Origin of the sequence: Streptomyces sp. NBC_00620 (assembly GCF_026341825.1) — a bacterium.
GTDB lineage: Bacteria > Actinomycetota > Actinomycetes > Streptomycetales > Streptomycetaceae > Streptomyces.
Genome location: NZ_JAPENY010000003.1, coordinates 61226 through 84235, shown reverse-complemented (window position 1 = coordinate 84235; position 23010 = coordinate 61226). Strand labels below are relative to the sequence as shown.

At 69.8% G+C, this 23010-nt stretch carries 20 protein-coding genes; 11 read left to right on the top strand and 9 right to left on the bottom strand.

What is annotated here, in order from left to right; translation table 11 throughout:
• Window positions 1-7: 7 nt before the first annotated feature.
• From OG246_RS31720 to OG246_RS31695, 6 genes are all read right to left on the bottom strand, one after another.
• On the bottom strand, window positions 8-1108 hold the full coding sequence (locus OG246_RS31720; RefSeq protein WP_266471235.1) for a hypothetical protein: 1101 nt from the start codon (window positions 1106-1108) through the stop codon (window positions 8-10).
• A complete protein-coding gene (locus tag OG246_RS31715; protein WP_266471232.1) occupies window positions 1105-1836 on the bottom strand; it encodes an ABC transporter ATP-binding protein in 732 nt (243 codons plus the stop codon). Before OG246_RS31715 ends, OG246_RS31720 begins: the two co-directional genes overlap by 4 nt.
• Complete coding sequence (locus OG246_RS31710) at window positions 1833-3671, bottom strand: branched-chain amino acid ABC transporter ATP-binding protein/permease (RefSeq protein WP_266471229.1); 1839 nt, start codon at window positions 3669-3671, stop codon at window positions 1833-1835. Before OG246_RS31710 ends, OG246_RS31715 begins: the two co-directional genes overlap by 4 nt.
• Window positions 3668-4552, bottom strand: a complete 885-nt coding sequence (locus OG246_RS31705; RefSeq protein ID WP_266471226.1) for a branched-chain amino acid ABC transporter permease — start codon at window positions 4550-4552, stop codon at window positions 3668-3670. Before OG246_RS31705 ends, OG246_RS31710 begins: the two co-directional genes overlap by 4 nt.
• Complete coding sequence (locus tag OG246_RS31700; protein WP_266471223.1) at window positions 4549-5778, bottom strand: amino acid ABC transporter substrate-binding protein; 1230 nt, start codon at window positions 5776-5778, stop codon at window positions 4549-4551. Before OG246_RS31700 ends, OG246_RS31705 begins: the two co-directional genes overlap by 4 nt.
• A 554-nt stretch (window positions 5779-6332) precedes the next feature.
• Window positions 6333-6971 (bottom strand): GntR family transcriptional regulator, encoded by a 639-nt coding sequence (locus tag OG246_RS31695; protein ID WP_266471220.1) that lies wholly within the window; start codon window positions 6969-6971, stop codon window positions 6333-6335.
• A 316-nt stretch (window positions 6972-7287) separates the two neighbouring features.
• On the opposite strand from OG246_RS31695, the gene OG246_RS31690 reads away from it, so the two are divergent.
• The 4 genes from OG246_RS31690 to OG246_RS31675 all read left to right on the top strand — a co-directional run bounded on the left by OG246_RS31690 (window position 7288) and on the right by OG246_RS31675 (window position 11485).
• Window positions 7288-7992, top strand: a complete 705-nt coding sequence (locus tag OG246_RS31690) for a VanZ family protein (protein ID WP_266471217.1) — start codon at window positions 7288-7290, stop codon at window positions 7990-7992.
• Window positions 7993-8060: 68 nt separating this feature from the next.
• Window positions 8061-8765: a response regulator transcription factor gene (locus tag OG246_RS31685; protein ID WP_266471214.1), complete on the top strand. Its 705-nt coding sequence runs from the start codon at window positions 8061-8063 to the stop codon at window positions 8763-8765.
• Window positions 8758-9861, top strand: a complete 1104-nt coding sequence (locus OG246_RS31680) for a HAMP domain-containing sensor histidine kinase (RefSeq protein ID WP_266471210.1) — start codon at window positions 8758-8760, stop codon at window positions 9859-9861. The genes OG246_RS31685 and OG246_RS31680 overlap by 8 nt, the downstream gene beginning before the upstream one ends.
• Window positions 9862-10000: 139 nt before the next feature.
• Window positions 10001-11485, top strand: a complete 1485-nt coding sequence (locus tag OG246_RS31675) for a glycoside hydrolase family 30 beta sandwich domain-containing protein (RefSeq protein WP_266471208.1) — start codon at window positions 10001-10003, stop codon at window positions 11483-11485.
• A 127-nt stretch (window positions 11486-11612) separates the two neighbouring features.
• On the opposite strand, the gene OG246_RS31670 is transcribed toward OG246_RS31675, so the two are convergent.
• Window positions 11613-12176: a DUF4232 domain-containing protein gene (locus OG246_RS31670; RefSeq protein WP_266471204.1), complete on the bottom strand. Its 564-nt coding sequence runs from the start codon at window positions 12174-12176 to the stop codon at window positions 11613-11615.
• A 476-nt stretch (window positions 12177-12652) separates the two neighbouring features.
• Here OG246_RS31670 and asnB point away from each other — a divergent pair, with 476 nt between their 5' ends.
• From asnB to OG246_RS31650, 4 genes are all read left to right on the top strand, one after another.
• Window positions 12653-14479: an asparagine synthase (glutamine-hydrolyzing) gene (asnB, locus tag OG246_RS31665; RefSeq protein WP_266471201.1), complete on the top strand. Its 1827-nt coding sequence runs from the start codon at window positions 12653-12655 to the stop codon at window positions 14477-14479.
• Window positions 14480-14544: 65 nt separating this feature from the next.
• Window positions 14545-15762, top strand: a complete 1218-nt coding sequence (locus OG246_RS31660; protein ID WP_266471199.1) for an acetyl-CoA C-acyltransferase — start codon at window positions 14545-14547, stop codon at window positions 15760-15762.
• A 115-nt stretch (window positions 15763-15877) separates the two neighbouring features.
• Entirely contained in the window at window positions 15878-16417 is a 540-nt protein-coding gene (locus tag OG246_RS31655) for a TetR/AcrR family transcriptional regulator (RefSeq protein WP_266471195.1), read from the top strand.
• Between the two features lie 63 nt (window positions 16418-16480).
• A complete protein-coding gene (locus tag OG246_RS31650; RefSeq protein WP_266471192.1) occupies window positions 16481-17818 on the top strand; it encodes an FAD-dependent oxidoreductase in 1338 nt (445 codons plus the stop codon).
• Between the two features lie 63 nt (window positions 17819-17881).
• Here OG246_RS31650 and OG246_RS31645 read toward each other — a convergent pair whose 3' ends face one another.
• Both OG246_RS31645 and OG246_RS31640 read right to left on the bottom strand, forming a co-directional pair.
• Window positions 17882-18271: a VOC family protein gene (locus tag OG246_RS31645; protein WP_266471189.1), complete on the bottom strand. Its 390-nt coding sequence runs from the start codon at window positions 18269-18271 to the stop codon at window positions 17882-17884.
• An 85-nt stretch (window positions 18272-18356) separates the two neighbouring features.
• Window positions 18357-19109, bottom strand: coding sequence for an SDR family NAD(P)-dependent oxidoreductase (locus OG246_RS31640; RefSeq protein ID WP_266471186.1), 753 nt, complete (start codon window positions 19107-19109; stop codon window positions 18357-18359).
• Window positions 19110-19255: 146 nt separating this feature from the next.
• Between OG246_RS31640 and OG246_RS31635 the strand changes: the two genes are divergently transcribed.
• From OG246_RS31635 to OG246_RS31625, 3 genes are all read left to right on the top strand, one after another.
• Window positions 19256-19846: a TetR/AcrR family transcriptional regulator gene (locus OG246_RS31635; protein WP_266471183.1), complete on the top strand. Its 591-nt coding sequence runs from the start codon at window positions 19256-19258 to the stop codon at window positions 19844-19846.
• A 214-nt stretch (window positions 19847-20060) separates the two neighbouring features.
• Window positions 20061-20840 (top strand): hypothetical protein, encoded by a 780-nt coding sequence (locus OG246_RS31630; RefSeq protein WP_266471180.1) that lies wholly within the window; start codon window positions 20061-20063, stop codon window positions 20838-20840.
• Window positions 20837-23008 (top strand): bifunctional serine/threonine-protein kinase/ABC transporter substrate-binding protein, encoded by a 2172-nt coding sequence (locus tag OG246_RS31625; protein WP_266471177.1) that lies wholly within the window; start codon window positions 20837-20839, stop codon window positions 23006-23008. Before OG246_RS31630 ends, OG246_RS31625 begins: the two co-directional genes overlap by 4 nt.
• Window positions 23009-23010 lie beyond the last annotated feature (2 nt).

Below are 23010 nucleotides of genomic sequence, written 5' to 3'. Positions count from 1 at the left end.
CGAGGCTTCAGCCCAGGAAGCGGTAGACGCGGCTCTCGGCGGCGAACCGCAGGTCGGCGCTCAGCGCGTTGGTCTGCACGATCAGTGGGCCCGCCGCGCTGTCCAGGACGGCGATGTCGGTGCCGCCCGTCGTCGGGAACTCGTCGACGACATCGAGCCGGCCCTCGTCCCACCGGTAGACCTGCGACATCAGCGCGGCCGTGGGATGGGCCGGAGTGCCCTCGATGAAGTTGACCCGGATCACGTAGAGCCCGCGGTCGGTGCGTACGACGGCGAGTTCGCGCGCGCCCGCCCCGATGAGCTTCTGGTGCTCGACGAACCGGTCGGCCGTCGCGTCCCAGCGCAGCACCCGTGAACCGTCGTCGATGCAGGCGATCATCAGGTACGTACCGCTGCCGTCCGGGTCGTCGAACGTGGCGAAGGCCCGGCCCGCTGCCGTGGCCAGCTCCTGGTGCGGGACGAACCGTCCCCCGTGCCACCGGTACAGGACGCTGGGCCCGGCATGGTCTGCATGGGCGAGCCACTCGTGCCCGCCCACCGTGAACGCGTGCCAGTTGTACGCCCATTGGGAGGGGATGTCCTGGAAGCGGGCGAAGCGTGTGCCGTCCCAGGCGTGGATGACGGAGGGCCGGTTCTGTTCGGCGAGTCCGGGGAGGGCCACCCCCTGGGCGAGTGCGAGGAAGTGCCGGCCGTCGACGGTGAAGTGCCGCCACTCCTTCGCGGCGAAGCCGTCGAAGGCCTGGAAGGGCACGAACCGTGTGCCGTCCCATTCGAAGAGCGTGGAGGGGATGGCGTATTCGTACGGGCCTGCGCCGGTACGAATGCTCGCCACCGCCAGGAACGCCCGCTCCCCGATGCGGAAGAACTCGGCGTCCTCGCCGCCCGGCGCCGCAAGGCTTCCCCAGGGCTCGAACCGGTCCCCGTCCCGGCGCAGCAGCAGCACCTCGGTCTCGCTGTCGCCGCCGTTCATATGGGCGGGCCGACCGGGGATGTCGTAAGCGAGTTGCGGGATCGCGAGCAGTTCCAGACCGCCGACGAGGAACGGCTCGGCGGCCCTGGCACCCGAACCCGGAAGTGCCTGGACCAGGCTCAGATATGCGCTGTTCATGATGTCTCCTGTGGGGGAGCGGCGCCGAAGAAGAGCCGGCCCATGTCCGGGTCGGCGAGCAGGGCGCCGGCGGAGCCGGTGTGCAGGACGCGGCCGCCTTCCATGACGACGGCGTGGTCGGCGAGGGTGAGGCCGAAACGGACGTTCTGCTCGACCATCAGGACGGTCACCCCCTCCTGCTTGAGGGTGGTGATGGAGTCGGCGAGCTGCTTGCTCGCCTTGGGGTCCAGGCCGAGCGTCGGCTCGTCGAGGAGTACGACGCGCGGGGTCAGCATCAGGGCGCGCGCGAACTCGACGGTGCGCCGCTGCCCGCCGGACAGGGATGCGGCCTTGTCGTCGGCGCGCTCGGCGATCAGCGGGTACAGCTCGGCGATCTCCGTGTAGCGGCGTCGGTTGCGCTCGCGCTCCCGGCGGTTGACGTACGCGCCGAGCATGACGTTCTCGCGCACCGTCAGGGACGGGAACAGCCCGTTGTGCTGGGGTACTTGGACCACCCCGCGGCGCAGGATCTGCGCCGGGGAGCGCCCGCCGATGTCCTCGTCGCCGAGCATCACCTGTCCGCCGCGTGGGCGCAGGAGCCCGCTGCACGCCTTGAGCACCGTGGACTTGCCCGCGCCGTTGGGGCCGACTATGCAGGTGATCGCGGCTTCGGCGGCGCTGAAGTCGACGCCGCGCAGGATGTCTCCGGCGCGGCCGTATCCGGCCACCAGGTTCTGGAAGGTGATCATGCGGTGGCTCCCGAGGTCGCCGGGTCGTTGCCCGGGCTCGGCGTGTGGTCACCGAGGTAGGCGTCCAGCACGGCGGGGTCGTGCTCGATCCGTCCGGGCGGTCCGCTCGCGATGACGCGGCCCTGGGCCAGGACGTGGATGTGGTCGCAGAGCGACAGCACCAGCGGCATGTTGTGCTCGACGACGACCACGGTCGTGCCGGCCTCGTTGAGCCTGCGGACGATGCCCGCGAGCCGTTCCACGAGCGTCGGGTTGATGCCCGCGGCCGGTTCGTCGAGCAGCAGGATCTCCGGCTCCAGCATCAGCGCCTGCGCGAGTTCGATGAGCTTCTGCTGCCCGTACGACAGCCCGCCCGCGTGGTGGTCGGCGTAGGCGTCCATGCCGACGAAGGCGAGCCATTCGCGAGCCTGTGCCGCTTCCTTGCCACTGATCGCGGAGGTCCTCAGCCCCGCCGTGGAGAACGAGCGGCTGGGCACGGCGAGGTTCTCCAGCGCGGTGAGCTGCGGGAAGACCCTGGTGGACTGGAAGGTGCGGGCCAGCCCGGAGTGCGCCCGCTGCCAGCGCGGCAGGTGGTCGATGCGCCGCTCGCCGAGGTGGACGCTGCCGCCGTCGGCGGTGAGACTGCCGTCGAGGAGGTTGAACACCGTTGTCTTGCCCGACCCGTTGGGCCCGATGAGCCCGGTGATCGAACCCCGCTCGACGGTGAACGAGCAGCCGTCGACCGCACGTACCCCGCCGAACGACTTGGCCAGCCCGTCCACCCGCAGCAGCGGTCCGCCCGATGCGCGCTCACGGGCCGGCGAGACAGGGGGCAGCTGGTCGGGAACCTCGGTCAGGCGGATGCCGGCCGTCGCTTGAGGCTCGGTGCGGCGCCGGCGTGCCAGCCAGGCCGCGCCCTCGGTGAGCACGCCCTTGGGGAAGAACAGCACGATCGCGGCAAGCAGCGCTCCGTAGATGATCATCCGCCATGAACCGGCGTCGGGCCCGCTGAGGTTCTGGTTGGTGAACTGGTTGAGCGGCTCGAGGAGGAAGGCGCCCAGAACCGGCCCCCACAGCGTGCCCACGCCGCCGAGGTGCGCGGCGAGCACGATCTGCATGGCGATGACGATGTCGAACATCGAGGCCGGCTCGAGGTAGGCGATGTAGTACGCGTAGACGCCGCCGGCGATGCCGATCGGGAAGGCGCTCGCCGCGAACGCGAGCATCTTGTAGCGGTCGGTGCGCAGCCCGATGCCCTCGGCCTTCGACTCGTCGTCCCGGATCGCCATCAGCCCGATGCCGAACTTGGAGCGGCGGATCGCCCACGAACCCCACACGGTCAGCGCGAGCAGGACCAACAGATAGTAGTAGAACGGCCAGTTGAGATACGCACGGTCCCAGGTGGGCAGCGGCAGCGCGAGCCCGTGGTTGCCGTTCGTCAGTGACCCCCAGTTGGACACCAGCAGGGCGGTGAACTCCAGAAAGGCGAAGCTGACGATGACGAAGGCGATACCGCGCGTACGCCGTCCGACGAGCCCCAGTACGACGGCGGAGGCCGCGGCGACGACACCCCCGGCGGGGGCGGCGAGCAGTGGGGAGACGCCGGTGTGGATCGAGATCAGCGCGGTGGTGTAGGCACCGACGCCGAGGAAGGCGCTCTGCCCGAGGGAGACGTAGCCGGTGTAGCCGGAGATGATGTTCCAGCCGGAGGCCATGACGGCGAGCAGGAACGCCATGATCGCCATGTTCTGCAGATAGGCGTTGTCGTTGACGAGCGGCAGGACGGCGAGGGCGACGGCGGCCAGGCCGATGCCGTACGCCCGTAGTCGGCTGTTGCTCAGGCTCGCAATGCTCATGCGCGGCTCATGTCCTCTCGCAGCCGGGCGCCGAGCAGGCCCTGCGGGCGGGCCACGAGCACCAGGATGATGGCCAGATACGGGACCGCGGCGGCCCAGTCGGGGGCGATGTACGTCGAGGTCAGGGACTCGGCGAGGGCGATGACCAGCGCGCCGAGCACACTGCCGGGCAGACTCCCCATGCCGCCGAGCACGATGATCGAGAGCATCAGCCCGATCCAGTGGTCGGCCGAGCTCGGCATGAACGGGTACAGGACGCTCAGCAGCGTTCCTCCCGCGCCGGCCGCCGCCACCCCGAGGGCGTACGCGGCCGCCCAGACGGAACGCACCTCGATGCCGATGAGCCGGGCGCCCTCCGAACTGGACGCCGTGGCCTGGATGGACCGGCCGAGCCAGGTGTGGCGCAGCAGCAGATACAGGCCGGTGAGAACCACCGCGGCGACGAGGCAGGCGTACACCTGGGCCTGCGGGAAGCGCAGCCCGAGCACCGAGAAGGAGCGGTTCGCGTAGCCGGGGGTGACCGCCTGCGGTTCATTGCCCCAGACCAGCGCGATGACACCTTTGGTGACGAGGGTGAGCCCGAAGGTCGTCACCAGCGCCATCGAGGGATCGGTGGTCCGCGAGCGCTCGATGAAGACGTAGTACGTGGCCCAGCCGACGACCAGCAGACAGGGCGTCGTGATGAACACCAGGAGCAGCGGGTCGATGCCGGTGGCGTTCCACAGCGTGTACGTCAGATACGCGCTGAGGATGAGCATGCCGCCCTGGGCGAGGTTGACGATCTTCATCACGCCGAAGATGAGGTTCATCCCGGAGGCGACCAGGGCGTACACGCCGCCGACCAGGAGCCCCAGGATCACGGTCTGCAGAAACTGGCTCACGACGACCACCCGGGCTTGGGGTTGACCGCCTTGTCGACGGTCTTCTGCGCGGCCGGGGCGACGAACTCGAACTTCCCGCTCTGCCACTGCGCGAGCAGCATGTCGCCGTCCGGGACCCCGCGAGAGTCCCACTTCAGCGGGCCCACGATGGTCTGCACGGTGTGCGAGTGCAGCCAGTCCGCGAGCTTGTCCTGGTCGAGGCTGCCCACGCCCTTGACGGCGGCCTCCAGCACCTGGCCCGCGGTGTACGCGTTGGCGGCGTCGTCGCCGGGCGCCGATCCGTAGGCCTGCGTGTACGCCTTCACGAACTCGGCGTTGCCCTTGTAGTCGGCGTTCGGACTCCAGGCGGCCGAGGTGAAGATGCCCTCGGTGTTCTTCGCGCCGATCGCCTTGGGATAGGAGCCGATGAGGCTCGGGGCGTTCGTCTGGAACATCATCTTGGGGCTGAACTGCTGCTTCTGCAGCGCCTTGACGAGGCCCGCGCCGTCGTTGGCGGCGACCGCGCCGTGGATGACCAGGTCGGGCTTGGCGCGGGCGACGGCGCTGGCGATGGGGTCGAAGTTGACGGTGTCCGGGGCGTACTTCTCGCTGTAGACCGTCTTCACGCCGAGCTCGGTGAGTTCCTTGCGGAACTCGTTGATGGTGACGTCGGTGTTGGGGTCGTCCTGCGTGGGATAGGCGGCGGTCTTCGGCCGCTGGTCGGCCGGCAGCGACTTGATGTACTGGACGAACTGCTCCGGGAGGTCCAGCGAGGTGCTGGGCTGGGCGAAGAACAGGTAGTCGTAACCGCGGCTGAATATCTCCTCGGCGCCGCCGGAGGGTTCGACGTAGAGCATCTTGTTGCGCTCGGCCACGGCCGAGGCGGGCAGGTTGAGCCTGGAGGAGAAGGTGCCGAGCAGCAGGTCGGAGCGCTCCTGGCTGATGAGGCGGTTGTAGTTGGTGACGACGGTGTTCTGGTCGAAGCCGTCGTCGAGCACCTTCAGCTCGACCTCGCGGCCCAGCAGCCCGCCGTTCTTGTTCAGCTGGTCGAGCCACACCTTGTAGCCCTCGTAGGCGGGCTTGGAGGCGTCGGCGACCGGGCCCGACAGCGGCAGCGAGGCGCCGATCTTGATTGCTCCGCTGCTGCTCGAACCCGACCCCGAGCCGCACGCTGTGGCGACCAGCAGCACTGCCGCTGTCGCACTGAGCAGGGCCGTGTGTCGTCCGCTTCGGCCGAATCCTGGCATGAGATTCACCTCAAGTTGGTGATCGTGATGGCGGTTCGTAGGGACAGCCCCGCGGACCGGTGCCGTGCCGGGTGGCTCGGACCGGGGTGGAAGGCGGCGACCGGAAGTGGTGACGGCTCGTCAAATGCGGTTCCGGAGGCGACCGTTGGCGCTTGTCCCTTGCGCGTGGAACGTCTCCCCGGGCGTGTGGAACGCCCGGTGGTGAGTGGTGTCGGCCGGGGCGTCCGCGGGCGCCCTTGCCGTTGATGTGCAATGTATACATTGCACATCAAGGCTCGACAAGGGATCGGACAAGGCTTGCGGCAAAAAGGTGCTACTCGCGGGTAGCGCTATGGCCCGGCTGTATGGGCCGCCTGGTGTGAGCGCCGCTCCAGGGCGCGCGAGGGGGCCATGCCGCGGCGGCAGGATGCCCGAGCTGATGAGATCGGCCGGGGCGTCGGCGGCGCCTTGCCGCGGCCGGCGGCACTCAGGTCAGGGGCCGGGTGCGGCAGAAGGAATCGAGCATGCGGACACCCGCCCGGGTGAGCTGGATCCGCAGGCGGCTGACCGCTTGGTCAGTGGCGGCCTTCTCCGTACATAGCCGCCGCTTCCCGGACGTGATCGGCCGCCGCGGCCTCGGCCCGTTGAGGGTCGCCGTCGACGATGGCGCTCACGATCGCGTCGTGCTGGCGAGGCGTCAGGTCGCTGCGGCGGTTGATGTTGCTCAGGCTCACGATGGCGAACCGGGCCCAGATGCGGTCGAGCGCGTCCTCCAGCAGAGGATTGCCCGAGAGGCGCGCCAGCATCATGTGGAAGTCGAGATTCGCGCGCCAGGCCCCTGCCGGATCGCCCGCCTCGGCCCGCTCCTCGACATGGCGAGAAGCCTCCTTCAGCCCGCTGAGCTGCGCGGGGGACAGCTGCCCCTCGCGCTGCGCGGTCGCGGCGAGCTTGGCGGCCAGCGCGTCCAGGGCGCCGTGCAGCTGCATGGCGTGCAGCATCTCCTGGGGGGACAGCGAACTGACCACCACACCCCGGCCTGTTGAACTCACCAGACCGTCGCTCTGCAGTCGGCGCAGCGCCTCGCGGACCGGGGTCCGGCTCATGCCCAGGTCCTCGCAGATACCGAGCTCGGTGAGCCGGACACCGGGGGTGTAATGCCCGTCCAACAGCCGCTCGCGCAGCCGCCGGTAGGCGATTTCGGCCTGGTTGTGCATCCCTGGACGTTCTTCGGAACGGTCACCGGATGAAAGCATGCACAACGTATACATTGCATTCAAGACCGAGTGCAATGCCTGACCTGGCTCCTGCCCGGATGTTACGCCCCCTGCGACTCCCCGCTCCGGGGAACGGGCCCGCTGACGACCGCCCCCTCCGGCCGGGCCACGTGACGCGCGGCGACGGCGAGAACAAGGTTTCCTGCAAAGCACGCGCCCGCGTCGAGCAGCCCCTTGATCCCGGGGATTCCGGGTATCGCGGGTGTATCGAAAATCGCATACGCCGCCGCAACGGTCCGCCGTCTCCAATGAGGGCATGAACCGCAATGCATCTCCGGTGGCACCGCTCCTCCGCACGCACAGGATCGTGCTCCTCTGCCTGGTGATCCTCGGGATGGCGAGCGCCGTGTTCCTCGTGCGGGGGCCGCTCATGATGTCGGCTCCGAGGTGCATGGCGGGGCGGTGGCACGGCTGCTTCGACACGTTCAACGGTGTGGTGCTCATGACGTTGGTCGCGCTGCCGCTGGCCGCGCTGGTGACGTGGGCTCTGGCGTGGCGGCGGCGTGCCGCCGGTGTCACATCGGCGTGGCGGACATCGCTGGCCGAGGTGGGCATGGTCCACGGGACGGTGCCGTTCCTGTGGCTGACCATGATGCCGGGCGCCGCGCCCGGCACCGTCTCTGGCGTGGTGAGCCTCGTACCGCTTCGGGACCTGGTCACGATGGGGCCGCTCGGCATCGTCGGCAACCTGTTGGTCTTCGCGTCGCTGGGGTTCTTCGCCCCGATGCGGTTCGCGGCGCTGGCATCCGTGCCGCGGATCCTGGCGCTCGGGGCGGGCTGCTCGGTCCTGGTCGAAACCGCACAGTACGTCCTGCGCCTCGACCGGGTGTCCTCCGTGGACGACGTACTGGTCAACGCCACCGGCGCCATGCTGGCCGGGCTGGCTTCGCGCCGATGGTGGCGCACTACGGTGGAAGCGCCGTCGGACCAGCCTCGCCCCGTGCCGGCACCGGCAGGCTGAGCCGCGTGTCCGGTGCGCACACGTCTTTGCATACGCCGGCGATAAGTTGTGCTGCTTAGGCTTCAGACATGCGCGTACTGATCGTGGAGGACGAGCCCTACCTGGCCGAAGCCGTCCGTGACGGTCTGCGCCTCGAGGCGATCGCGGCCGACATCGCCGGCGACGGCGACTCCGCCCTGGAACTGCTCAGCGTCAACTCCTACGACCTCGCGGTCCTCGACCGAGACATTCCCGGCCCCTCCGGCGACGAGGTCGCCCGGCGCATCGTCGCCTCCGGCAGTGGCATCCCGATCCTCATGCTCACCGCGGCCGACCGTATCGACGACAAGGCTTCCGGGTTCGGGCTGGGCGCCGACGACTACCTCACCAAACCGTTCGAGCTGCGGGAGCTCGTCCTGCGGCTGAGGGCGCTCGACCGCCGACGCGCGTACGCCCGGCCCCCGGTCCGCGAGATCGCGGGCCTGCGGCTCGACCCCTTCCGCCGGGAGGTCTTCCGCGACGGACGCTATGTCGCGCTGACCCGCAAGCAGTTCGCCGTCCTTGAAGTCCTCGTCGCCGCGGAGGGCGGAGTCGTCAGCGCCGAACAGCTGCTGGAACGGGCCTGGGACGAGAACGCCGACCCCCTCACCAACGCCGTGCGCATCACCGTCTCCGCACTGCGCAAACGACTTGGCGAACCGTGGATCATCACCACGGTGCCCGGCGTCGGCTACCGGATCGACACCGGCAGGGACACGAGGGGCACGACAGACCCCGGCGGCACTCATGAATAGACGCCCAGGGCGCAGCGCCCGCCTGAAACTCACCCTCAGCTACGCCGGATTCCTCTTCGTCGCCGGCACTCTCCTGCTGGCCGTCATGTGGGTGTTCGTGCTGCGCTGGCTACCGGCCAACGACCCCAGAGCCCTCCAGGAGACGTTCGGCGCCGTGATCATCGTCGGGCCCAACCGCTCCGACCTCCTGCGCGGCTTCGCACCCGCCGCGGCCACAGCGCTGGGCTCCCTCCTCGTGTTCGGCCTCCTGGGAGGGTGGATCCTCGCCGGCCGGATGCTCGCACCCCTCACACGGATCACGGATGCGGCACGGATGGCCGGGAACGGATCGCTGTCCCACCGGATCCGCATGAAGGGCCGCCAGGACGAATTCCGTGAACTCTCCGACGTGTTCGACTCGATGCTCGAACAACTCGAGTCCCATGTCGCCGAGCAGCAGCGGTTCGCCGCGAACGCCTCCCACGAACTGCGCACGCCCCTGGCCATCTCGCGGACACTCCTCGACGTCGCCCGCAAGGACCCCACGCGCGACCGGGACGAACTCATCGAACGCCTGCACACTGTCAATGCGCGGGCGATCGACCTCACCGAGGCCCTGCTGCTGCTCAGCCGCGGCGACTCCGGGAACTTCACCCGCGAGAGCGTCGACCTCTCCCTCCTCGCCGAAGAAGCCGCCGAAACGCTGCTTCCTCTCGCCGAACAGCGCCGGATCACGCTCGACGTCACCGGTGAGGCGGCCCGGACCAGCGGCTCCGCGGAGCTTCTGTTGCGGATGGTGACGAACCTCGTCCAGAACGCCGTCGTCCACAATCTCCCGGCCGGTGGCACCGTGACGGTCCACACCGAGGCGTACGGCGACACGAGCGTGCTGCGGGTCGAGAACACGGGCCGTCGGCTCCCACCGGAACAGGTACCGACCCTCACCGAACCCTTCCAGCGAGGAATGGAACGCGTACGCACCGACGAGCACGCCGGCGCCGGCCTCGGCCTGGCCATCGTGCACAGCATCGTCCGCGCCCACGACGGGACGCTCGACCTCATCCCCGGCCCCGCCGGCGGTCTCCTCGTCACGGTGCGGCTCCCCGGCACGGCGTAGGCATCGTCCCCGAGCGTGTTCGAGCTCTTGACGTGTCTGGTTCAGACCTTTACTTTTCCCGTGAATTAATCCCACACTGGCCGTCTGGTCACGTATCTGAATGCCTTGCACTGCCCCCACCATTGCGAAGGGCGACAGCATGAGACCAATCCGTTCCTTAACCCGTCTGTCCCGGGCAACTCGCTTCCTTCTCGCCGGTGTTGTCGCGGCGGCGACGCTCGCCGCGACCAGTGGCACCGCTGAGGCGGTGAACGAGCCGGTCAACGTCTGGCTGACGACCACATCCGACTCCGCCGGACGTAACGTGACGCGTGGTCTGGCGCAGCAGACGGCGCTGCGCTTCGGCCCGGCCGGCGGAACCGCCCAGCACACGATCAACATCGACGAGAACACGACGTACCAGCAGTTCGAGGGCGGTGGCGCCTCGATCACGGACACCACCGCCTACCTGCTGCGCGGCGGCCCGATCAGTGCTGCCACCCGCGACACGGTCATGCAGAAGCTGTTCTCCCCGACTGCGGGCATCGGGCTGTCCTTCGTCCGCAACCCCATCGGAGCCTCCGACCTGTCCCGGCCGGGCAATGTCTCGCTCGACGACACGTGCTGCAACCTCAACGACTTCGGGGCCAACGGATACGACACCAACGTCCGCCTCCTGACCGGCCAGGCCAAGCAGCTCAACCCGGCGCTGCGGGTGAAGGGCGTGCCGTGGAGCTCGCCGGGCTGGATGAAGGACAACGGGCGCATGGACCAGATGGGCTGGCTGAAGTGGGAGTACTACCCCATGTACGCCCAGTACTTGGTCAAGTACATCCAGAGCTATCAGGCCGCCGGAATTCCCGTGAATTACATCTCGGTGCAGAACGAGCCCAACTGCTGTCAGGCGAGCAATCCGACGGCGATGAACTACCCGGGCATGAGCTGGAATCCCTCGGGACTCGTGGAGTTCACCAAGAACCACGTCTATCCGGCCTTCCGCGCCGCCGGTATCACCACCAAGGTCCTCGTCCACGACTGGAACTATGGTGACTACGCCAACTTCGGCTCCGCGGTCCTCGCCGACTCCGGCGTCCGCAATGACCCGTTGTTCGGCGGAATCGCCTGGCACGGCTATTTCGGTGACCCTGCGGTCGGCACCCAGGTCCACAACCAGTACCCGACCGTCAAGCAGTTCAGCACGGAGCACTCGGGCGGCACCTGGATCTCCAACCAGCACAACGAGGACCTCGCCGACATCGTCAACTACGCCCGCAACTGGAGCAGCAGCCTGGTCAAGTGGAGCCTGGCGCTGAACCAGAACATGGGGCCGCACAACGGCGGTTGCGGCACCTGCACCGGACTGATCACCGTGCAGGAGGGCGGCTCGCGGGCCGGCCAGGTCGACTACACCATCGAGTACTACACCACCGGCCACCTCACCAAGTTCGTCAAGCCGGGTGCGTACCGCATCGCCTCCACGGCCAACAGCACCGTGCAGAACGTCGCCTGGCGCAACCCCGACGGCTCCAAGGCGCTCATCGCGCACAACGGCGGCACCAGCACCCAGTCCGTGCGCGTCAACTGGGGCAGCCAGTCCTTCGTCTACACGCTGCCGGCCCGAACCACCGCGACCTTCACCTGGTAGACGCACACGACCCCTGCGCCGGCGACCAGTCGGCGTCGCAGAGCGCAAGCGTTCACAGGCTGCCTGCGTGACGTGCCTGGCCTCAGTGGGCCATACGTCGCGCAGGCAGGCGGCGTACCAGGGCTTGTCAGTTCTTGGGTCCGGTGCCCTTGGCCAGCGGAGTGATGTCGATCCGGCCCTTCTGTAGGACGTCGCCGAGCTTCCAGGCTGTCGTCAGATGGTGACGGGAATCGGGCGGGGTCACCTCGAGTGCGGTCGGGTTCTTCTCGGCCTTGGTGGGCTCGCCCTTGGCGCCGACGACGGTCCAGTGCAGCGTGGTGTGGACGCTCTGCCCCGGCTTGAGAGTGAGCAAGGGGGTGTGGCCGGGGTCGCGGACGACGTGGGTGGTGACGTTCTTGCCGTGGGAGTTGAGGAGCTGAAGGCCGGTGTACCCCTGGGTGCGTACGGTCTTGTGGGTCTTGTTGGTGAGTACGACCGACGCGTAGCGCTGGCCCGCCCCGGGGCTGAGGGCGTGGATCCGGACGCTCAGGGAGTTGGTGTCCGCCCATGCGGGCCGAGCCGCCGCGGTCCGTGATGGTGACACCGCGGCCGCTTGGGAGGTACCGGCGGTCAGCCCGACAAGAGCCAGGGTGGACACCGCGGCGATCGCACCACCGGTGACACGGCGCCCGATTCGCTTGTTGTTTCGCATGATCGTTCCCCTTCTGGGTGCCTCCTCGTTTGGGGCACCGCTATGGAATAGGAGTGCGGCGAGGAGTGGGCGGTTCGCGGAATTCACGATCTTTACCGTGCGGGATGCTCTGTTGACTCTTGATTGATGCTTTCTTGCATGGTGAAGCAGTGGCGTCGCTCACTCCGGGAGCGCTATTTCGACGAACCCCGGAGAACGTCTGAATTCGGGAGCGGTTCGAAAAACGTCCTGCCGCAATGGTCTCGGAGCTGAGGGCTCGCCCGGGTTCGGGAAGGGCCGTGCGGTGCCGACCGGGGGATTGATCCGGGGTTTCCGTGCGCGGAGCGGTGACCCGGTCGAGGTGTGATCGTTTCAGTCTTGGCGGTCGGCGCATTGAGTCCGGCCGCGGGCCTCCACCCGGTGTACGGCGCCTGATGTGCGAGGGGGTCCTGGAGCGTGTCGTGTGCCCCGCGTGCCGGGGCTGGGGAGTTTCGACGATGTGTGGGCTGGCCGGCTATGCGGGGTTCACGGGCTACGTGCCACAGGGGACCGAGGACACCTCCCTCAAGGAGATGACCGGGACGCTCGCGTGCCGGGGGCCGGACGCTTCCGCGACCTGGCACGAGGACTCGGCGGGTTTGGGACACACGCGTCTGGCCGTCGTGGACCCGGCAGGAGGACGCCAGCCGATGGTGGTGACACGCGGCGGACGTACCGACCTGGCGGTGGTCTTCACCGGAGAGGTCTACAACCACGCCCAGTTGCGGACGGAACTGACCGCCCGCGGGCACCGGTTCGCGACCCGCGGCGACGGCGAGGTGGTGCTGCGGGCCGTCGACGCCTGGGGCGAGCAGGCGCCCGCACGACTGGAGGGCATGTTCGCCTACGCGGCGTGGGAACCCGGAGCCCAACGGCTCACGCTGGTGCGGGACCGGCTCGGGATCAAACCGCTGTGCTACGCGCGGGGCGGTGACGGGGTGGTGTTCGGCTCCGAGCCCAAGGCGGTGCTGGCCCACCCCGCGGTGGAAGCCCGGCTGGACCTGGACGGCCTGCGGGAACTCCTGCTGTCCGCCCACCCGATGATCAAGACACCGGGACGCAGCGCCTTCGCCGGACTGCACGAGGTCGAGCCCGGCACACTCACCGTTTTCACCCCCGCAGGTGTGCGCAGTCACCGCTACTGGTCGCTCCCCCCGACGGAACACCACGACGATCTGCCCACCACGGTGGCGCGGGTGCGCTCCCTGCTGGAGGAGGCCGTCACCGGGCAGCTCGCGGCTGACGTCCCGGTGAGCGTCCTGCTGTCGGGCGGACTCGACTCGAGCGCCATCGCAGCCCTGGCCCGCCCCGCGGCCGAGACGCTGCACACGCTCTCGGTGGACCTGGGCACGAGCGCCCCCGGGCAGGACGACGCCATGGGACGCGATCTGGACGGCCCCTACGCCGAGCTGATGGTGCGCCACCTGGGCTCTTCGCACCGCCGGGTACGACTGGACGCCCGAAGCCTGGCCGACCCCGCCCTTCGCGCCCAGGCCGGGCGCCTGCGAGACGGACTGACCATGGGGGACTTCGACACCTCACTGCTCCAGCTGTTCCGCGCGGTACGCGAGCACTTCCCGGTCACCCTGGCCGGCGACGGCTCCGACGAACTGTTCGGCGGATACCGCTGGTTCACGCCCCAAGCCGCGGCAGCCGAATCCTTTCCCTGGGACACCGTGCTGGACCGCGCCGATCTCACCCGGCTCCTGGACCCCGCCCTGGCCGCCGCACTGGACCTGCCCGCGCACCGCGCCGACCTCCACGCCGTCGCGGCCGCCGAGATCGAGCACCTGCCGGGAACCGCGCCCGCCGAGGCGGCGCTGCGCCTGGACAGCTACCTCAACCTGACCCGCTTCCTGCCCTGCCTGCTCGACCGCGCCGACCGCCTCAGCATGGGCGTCGGCCTGGAAGTCCGCGTGCCCTTCCTGGACCACCGCCTCGTCGAGTACGTCTTCAACACCCCCTGGGATTTCAAGACTTTCGACGGCCGGGAGAAGAGCCTGCTGCGCGCCGCCGTCGCCGACCTGCTTCCCGAACCGGTACGGGACCGCCGCAAGAGCCCCTACCCGATGACCCGCGACCCCGCCTACCGGACCGCCCTCACTCGCCAGGCCGACCACCTGATCACCACCGGCAGCCCCGCCGCCGACCTCCTCGACCTGCGGGCCGTACGCAGTCTGCTGCTGGAATCCTCCGGCACGGACCGCTTCCCGCGCGAGGGTCTGGAACTGGTCCTGGACCTCGACCAATGGCTGCGCACCCACCGCCCCACCCTCGACCTCTGACAGCCCGCCTCCGCCCTTCGCGACCACCCGTCACCGTCACCAGACCGCACAGGACAGAACCCGCCATGCAGCATGCCGTGATCACCTCCGCCGTCCGCACCCCCATCGGCCGCGCCCACAAAGGCGCCCTGGCCACGCTGCGCCCCGACGATCTGCTCGCGGGCACCGTCGCCGAGGCCCTCGCCCGCGTCCCCGGCCTCGAATCCGGCCGAGTGGACGACCTGATCGTCGGCTGCGCCCTGCCCGGCGGCGAACAGGGCTTCAACATCGCCCGGATCGCCGCCGTGCTGCTCGGCTGGGACCGCGTGCCGGGCGTCACCGTCAACCGCTTCTGCACCTCCTCCCTGCAGGCCATCCGGATGGCCGCCCAAGCGGTGCGCTGCGGCGACGCCGATGTCGTCGTCGCGGCGGGCGTCGAGTCGCAGTCCCGGCTGGCCCACGGCAGTTCCGACAGCTGGCCCGACACCGAGAACCCGTCCTTCCGGGAGGCCAGGCGGCGCACCGCCCGGCGTTCGGGGCCGGCGGCCGGGCCCTGGAGCGACCCGCGCACCGGCAATGCCCTGCCCGACCCCTACATCCCGGTCGGCCTGGCCGCCGAGAACACCGCCGACCTCTACGGCATCACCCGCACCGCCATGGACGCGTACGCCGCCCGCTCCCACCGCCTCACCCAAGCCGCCCTCGCCGAGGGCTTCCACTTCGGCGACATCGTCCCGGTGAAGGTCCCCGACGGCACCACCGTCACCTCCGACGACTGCCCGCGTACGGGAGTCACGGTGCAGAGCCTCGCCGCCCTGCCCCCGCGCTTCCGTCCCGACGGCCGGGTCACCGCGGGCAACAGCGCCCCACTGTCCGACGGGGCCGCAGCGGTCGTCGTCATGTCCGAAAGCCACGCCCGCGCCCACGGCCACACGCCGCTGGCCCGCGTCCTGGCCACCGCCGTCTCGGCGGGCACCCCCGAAACAGAAGGCCCGGTCCCCGTCTCCGCGACCCGCAGCGCCCTCACCCGGGCCGGCCTGACGCTGGCGGACATCGACACGGTCGCCGGCAATGAACCCTTCGCCGCCCAAGTTCTCGCCTACTGCGCCGAATTGGGCCTGGACCCCGACCGCATGAATCCCCACGGCGGCTCCATCGCCCTCGGCGAACCCTACGGAGCCGCCGGCGCCCGCCTCACCACCACAGCCCTCAGCACCCTGCGCCACGACGACCTCACCGCCGCCCTGGTCACCGTGGTCGCAGCCGGCGGACAGGGCATGGCGATGGTCCTCGAACGCACCTAGTAGACGCAGGCTCGGTCATACGGCCGCGTTGCCCCACATGACCGCACCACCCTTTGCTGATGCATTTTTGCGTCAACTGATGCATGATTGCGTCAGTGGAAGAGGTGGTGTGCCGGTGCGTACAGACATGGATGCGGTGCTGGAGCGGGCGATCCGGGTGATCGCGGAGGACCGGGGGGCGTCCATGGGGGACATCGCCGCGCGGGTGGGGGTGTCGCGGGCGACTCTGACGCGCCTGTTCTCGACCCGCGAGGGGATGATCGACGCGATGGGCCGCAGGATCCTCGCCCACTGCGAGGAGGTCCTCGAAGAGGCCCGCCTCGACGAGGCGCCGGTCGACGAGGCCCTGGCCGTGCTGGTGCGGAACTACGACGTGCTCGCGCAGCTGTGGAGCGTGGTCTACGTGGAGGCGGACGTGCTCGGCGTGGCCGAGCTGAGTGATGCCGCCGACGCGGTGGTGGAACGGATCACCGCCTTCGTCGTACGCGGCCAGCGAGAGGGCCTGTTCCGCACGGACATGCCCGCGATGTGGCTCGCCTCCACCCTGTGCTCCCTGGCCGAGTGCGCCTGGGAACTCGTCGGCGAGGGCGGCATGGGCGAACGCCAGGCCCCGGACTACCTCACCAAGCTGCTCCTCGACGGTGCACGCCCCTGACTTCCGGCCGACCCGCCGACTGCGACGTACACCACCACCGACGCCCCCGAAGGAGTGCAGGACATGACCGGAATGACCAGGCGCTGGTTCCTGACCGCCACCGGCGCGGTCGCGGCGGCCGGCGCGGCATCCGCCTGCGACACAACCGCCACCGGAAGCAGCCCGACGATGCCGCACGCGAGCTCCCTGCCCGAGCCGGTCGCGTTCCTGCGCACCTCCTGGTCGACCGACCCGTTCGCGCTCGGCTCCTACTCCTATCTCGCCCCCAGCCCGCTCGGTGTGTCCGTACGCGAGATACTCGCCGCCCCCGTCGGGCGCCTGCACTTCGCCGGAGAGGCAACCTCCGGCGAAGCGCCGGCCACTCAGGCCGGGGCCCTGCTCAGCGGCCGGAGGGCAGCCGCCGAGATCATCGAGGCGGCACGCCCCGGCGAACAAGTGATCGTGGTCGGCTCCGGGTTCTCCGGCCTCGGCTGCGCACGCGACCTGACCGACGCCGGCCTGCGTGTCACCGTCCTGGAGGGCCGCGAACGCGTCGGAGGCCGGACCTGGACGGAACGCCTCGACGGCATCCCGGCCGAGATGGGCGCCTCCTGGATCCACGGGCACCAGGGGAACCCCCTCACCACACTCCTGCGCGAAACGGGCGGACGCTCCTACTCGTTCGACTACGACAACGTCGTCGGCGGTGACGAGAACGCGGTGGCCGAACTCGACACGTACCTGGCGAAGGCCGAGGACGTGGAAGCCCCCGACACCACCTCTTACTCCGCCCTTCTGCCCCGCAAGATGTCACCGGCGCTGCGCTATGCGGTCAACTCCGTCCTGGTGCAGGAGTACGGCGCGGAACCCGAGGACCTCGCCGTCTCCGCCGACGAGGAAGGCACCGCCGGCGAAGGCAGTGACTTCCTCCTGCCCGACGGCTACGACCGCCTTCTCGCCCACGTCCGCGGCAGCATCCCCGTACGGACCGGCGCCGTCGTCACCCGCATCGCCCGCGACGCCGACGGCGTGGCAGTCACCCTCGACAGCGGTGAGATCCTGCGCGCGGACCGGTGTGTCGTCACCGTCCCGATCGGTGTTCTCAAAGCCGGGAAGATCACCTTCGAACCCGCTCTGCCCACCCGGAAACGCGAGGCCGTCGAAGACCTCGGATCCGGACTCCTCGACAAGCTCTGGCTCCAATTCCCGTCCGTCTTCTGGGACAAGAAGGCCGACGCCATCGAATGGTTCGACCCCACCGACCCCGGCCGCTGGTCCTTGTGGGTCAACGGACACCGGGCCTTCGGCAAGCCCGTCCTCCTCGGCTTCAACGCAGGCCGCCCCGCTCACGACCACGCCCACCTCACCGACCGCCAAGTCGTGGACAGCGCCATGGACGCGCTGCGCCGCATGCACGCCTGACCCCACCACCACTGACGAGCCTTCGTCGACGGCGGGCGAGATGTGCGTTCGCTCGGACGCTCGCTACGAGCCGAGCTGGGCCAGGCAGAACTCGTTGCCTTCGGGATCGGCGAACAGGATGTGCTTCTCGTGACGTGCGAGAAGCACTGCGCCGAGTTCGGCAAGGCGGGCGGTCTCGGCATCCAAGTCGTCGGCGACCAAGTCCATGTGCACGCGGTTCTTCACGCGCTTGGGCTCCGGCACCAATTGGAAGAACAGACGGGGGCCGCCGTCCTGCGGCTCGAGGAGCACGGTCGGGTCGTCCTCAGGGCCGGCGATCCCCAGCGCACGGAGGCGCGCGAGTTCGGCATCGTCGTACGGTGCGACGGCGTACCCGTCGAGCACGGCAGCCCAGAAACGGGCCGCCGTAGCGGGGTGGGCCGAGTCGACGACGATGTCACGAAGGCGCGCCATTCGCTCATCGTGCGCCGCGAAGGGAGGCGGTGTCACCAGAATTCAAAGGCCTCTTGTGGCGCGAGTGACACCTCCGCACGGCCGATCAGACCTGGACCTGTCCGCCGTCGACGAAGTGCTCGGCGCCGGTGATGAACGAACTCTCCGGCCCGGCAAGGAAGGCGGCCAGGGCGGCGACCTCCTCGGGACGGCCCACGCGCCCGAGCGGGAGTTGCGAGGACAGGGCTTGGTGGAAGGCTTCGGTGCTCTGGCCGAGCCGGTCGGCCAGGTTGGCGATCGCGGGTGTGGCGATGGGGCCCGGGGTGATGACGTTGACGCGGACGCCGCGCGGGGCCAGCTCCGCGGCCCAGGTGCGGCCCAGGCTGCGTACGGCGGCCTTGGACGCGGCGTAGACGCCCATGCGGTCGGCGCCTTGGTGGATGGTGGAGGAGGCCAGCAGGATCACCGACGCGGGCTGGGCGAGCAGCGGCAGTGATTTCTGCACGGTCAGCAGGCTGCCCTTGGTGTTCACGCCGAAGACGAAGTCGAACTGCTCCTCCGTGACGTCCTGGAGGCGGGACCCGTCGCCCAGTCCGGCATTGGCCACGACGATGTCCAACTGCCGCCCGTCGCCGCGGATGACGTCCATGACATGGTCGAGGTCCGCGGCCTGTGAGACGTCGCAGGGCACGGGGATCGCGTCGGGGCCGATGTCCTTGGCCGCGGCTTCGAGTTCGTCCTTGCGTCGGCCGGTCAGGTAGACGCGGGCGCCGTCATCGGCGAAGCGCTGGGCGATCGCCCGACCGATGCCGCTGGAGGCGCCGGTCACCAGTGCTGTCTTTCCGTTCATGGGGCGCATGGCACCCATTCCTTTCGAGATCGCTCTGTCGCTTGCGCTGTTCGTATCCGCTGCACGACCGGACGGCGGTCGACGCATTCTTGACCGCCTCGTCCAGAACCTAGTGCATTCTGGACGGGTCGGTCAAGAATGGGTATCGTGAGGTCATGGCACGACCCCGAAGCTTCGATGAAGGTGAGGTCCTGCGCGCCGCCAGGGACCAGTTCTGGTCGACCGGTTACGCGGCGACGAGGATCGACGACATCGCCGCGGCCACCGGTCTGGGCAAGGGCAGCCTCTACGGCGCCTTCGGCGACAAGCGCCAACTCTTCCTGCGCACCTTCGACGACTACTGCGCCGGGTTGATCGTGGCCGTGCGGCGGGCGCTCGACGGCCCGGACGACGGCGCCTACGAACGGCTGCGGGCGCATGTGCTGAAGGTGGCGGACGCCACCGCCTCCGATGTCTGCCTGCGCGGCTGTCTGCTCGCCAAGGGCACGGCCGAGCTGTCGGAGCAGGATCCGGCCATCGCGGCGACGGCCCGCCGGACGTTCGGGGCCATCGAGGAACTGTTCTCCTCCTGCATCGCGGCAGCGCAGCGGGCGGGCGACATCAAGCAGGACGCGGACCCCACCCGGCTCGCCGGACTCCTCCTGGCCGTGCTGCGCGGGATCGAAGCACTGGGCAAAGGTGGAAGCAGCCCCGAGTCGCTGCGCGCGATCGCCGAAACGGCTTTGGCTCTCCTGCCCGTGCCGTAGGACGGCCAGGGTCCGCAAGAGGTCGGGTCGGGGAAGGCGCGCAGGTCATACACCGAGTCAATAGCTCCCGCCCAAGCCCGTTCAAGGGTGACGGACTCCGCCATCGTCGTAGTGCGCCAGCGGCATAGTCGATACGCTCCCTGCGGGGGAACTGGCGTACGGGTGGGGGGAGTTGATGGTGAACGGGAGACCCGTGTGGTTATGCTGCGGCGCTTTGACCGGCGCGCTGTTGCTGGCGGGCTGTTCGGGGACGGGGGACGGGGGGACCGCCGGATCCGACGGTTCCAAGGACCCGACCGCGAGCAGTAGCACACGCTCCAGCCCGGCCCCGAGCCCCAGCCCCACAGGTCTGGACTTCACCCCCGATCCCGGCCGTGCGCCGAAAACCCCCGCGGAGGCCCTGCGCCTGGCCCGAGCCGTCGCGGCGGCGCCTGTCAACTGGGGCCCCGGCTTCGTCAGACGCAGCCCGTACGAGAGTGAACCCGGCAAGTGGCCCGTGCTCGACGCGAACTGCGTCTGGGAGCGTGAGCCGCTGCCCGCGACGGTGCTCGCGACCCTCACCCGCTACAGCGAACTGCCCGCGGAGGACGGCAAGGGCCCGATCCGCGTCGCCGCCGTCGTCACCGTGCACCGCACCGCGAAGGACGCCGACTGGGAGATGGCCGAGACCCTCGAAGAGGCGCTGCGCTGCCCCGACCAGCAGCTGCGCCAGGGCGAGCGAATCAGCGATCTACTCTCCCAGGGGGCGGGCTACGGCGCGCTGGGCAACTTCAACTCCGAGGACACGCTCACAGAGAGCGGCAAGTACTACAGCGACGAACTCGGCGGCCCCCACTACTACTACTGGGTGCAGAGCCGGGTGGCCCAGGTCACCGTGGCCGTCGTCGGCAGGGGCGCCGAGGGCAGGACCGAGGACGAGGTCGACGCCGCCTTGAACCAGGGAACGGGCCAGATGCTGAGCCTCGTCGAGAGCGAACTGGAGGCGCCGGAATGAGCGGGCCGCTGCTCCCCACCGACCCCGCATCGATCGGTGGACACCGGCTGCTGGCCCGGCTCGGCGCGGGCGGCATGGGCGTGGTCTACCTCGGCCGTACGGAGGCCGGGACGCTGGCCGCCGTCAAGGTCATCCAGGCCGAGTACGCGGACGAGCCGGACTTCCGCGCCCGGTTCCGCCGTGAGGTCGAGACGGCCCGCCGGGTGACCAGCCCCTGGGCGGTGCCGGTCACCGGCGCGGACCCGGACGCGGCGGCGCCCTGGCTGGCCACCGCCTTCGTGCCCGGCCCCTCCCTTGAGGAAGCGGTCACCGGTCACGGCCCGCTGCCTACCCGGAGCGTGGAAGTCCTGGCCAGGATGCTCGCCGCCGCACTGCGCGAGGTGCACGCCGCCGGGCTGGTCCACCGCGACGTCAAGCCCGCCAACGTCCTGCTCGCCGTGGACGGTCCGCGCCTGATCGACTTCGGGATCGCCCGCGCGACCGACGAGACCGCGATCACCTCGCCCGACCTGGTCGTCGGCACGCCCGGCTTCCTCTCACCCGAGCAGGCCGAGGCACGCGGCGCGGCCGTCGGCCCGGCGAGTGACATCTTCTCGCTGGGCTGCCTGCTGGCGTACGCGGCGAGTGGCCGTCCGCCGTTCGGCATCGGCACGGCGGACGCGCTGCTCTACCGCACGGTCCACGACGAACCCGACCTGGACGGTATCGAAGTCGAGGAGGACACTGAAGGCACCGAGCTGCTGACACTGCTGCGCCTGTGCCTCGCGAAGGACCCGGCGGACCGTCCGACGGCCGACCAGATCGGCGCGGTGCTGCTGGTCGAGGACGCCGTCCCGCAAGGCGGACAGCTCGACTGGCTGCCCGAGGACGTCGTACGGGCAATCGCCGACCGCTCCGCCGAAATGCTCGCGCTCCCGGACATCGAGCCGACCGCGGCCGGAACACCCGAGGACACGGAGCAGGCAAAGCCGAGCCGGCGACGCCTGCTCGTACTGGCCTCCGGCGCGGCGGTACTCATGGCGGCCGGCGGAGCCGCGGCCTGGGCCGCACTGCGTGACGAGGACGACTCGGGAACCTCCGCGCCGCAGGCCCGCCGCTGGGCCCTCGGAGTGCAGGCCGATCTGAGCGGCGCGCAGCGGACGGCGGGAGAGGCACAGGAGCGGGGCGCACGGCTGGCGGTCGAGCAGTTCAACTCCCGCAAGGACAAGCCCTTCGAGCTCACTCTGAAGACCGTGGACGACGGCGGCAGCGCGGCGAAGGCACCGGCCGCGGCCAAGAAGCTGATCCAGGACGCCGATGTCCTCGCCGTACTCGGCCCGACCAACGACGAGACGGCCTACGCGGTCCTCGGCGCGTACGACGAGGCCTTGCTGCCGCTGCTGAACGTCTCGGCCGGAGGCCTGATCCTGAGTTCGGAGGAGTACCGGTCCTTCGTGCACTGCCGCCCCAGCGACGCCGCCCTCGCCCTCCCGGTCGGCATCTACCTGATGGGACAGAAAGGGACGCAGCGCGCCGGCCTGCTCCAGGACCGCACCGCGCAGACGTACGCCCAGGAGTCCGCCTCGATCACCGCCACCATGCTGCGCCACCTGGGCCGGCCGGCCTACCCCCGGGTGATCCCGGCGGGCACGGACGACGTGGGACCCGTCATCGCCGACATGCTGAGGGCGGGGATCGGCTCCTTCGTCTACGCCGGCTACGCCCAGGGAGCGGCCCGGGTGGCCCGGGAACTTGCGGCGGTCGGCTTCGACAGGCCGAGACTCGCCTCGCAGGCCGTTGTCGACCCGGAGTTCCTGGAGCTGGCCGGGGACGCGGCCGAGGGATGGGTGCTGACCGCCTCCTTCGTCGACCCCTCCGCCGTGCCCGCGGCGGCGGCCTTCACCGCCGCCTTCCGCAAGCGCTACGGTGCCGCGCCCGGCTACTACGCCGCCGAGGCGTACGACACCGTCAACCTTGTCGTCCAGGAGCTGGTGAAGGCCACGAAGGGCGGACGTCCGCCGGGGCGCAGTGAGTTGGTGGGCCTGCTGCGCAAGAGCACCTACAAAGGCATCACCAAGCAGTTCGCCTTCAGGGCGACGGATGGCCAGTTCAGCGGCTGGGGCATATTTCTCCACCAGGTCGAGGGCGGCCGGTTCCGCTTCCTCGGTGAAGCCCCCTCCGAGGTCTGACT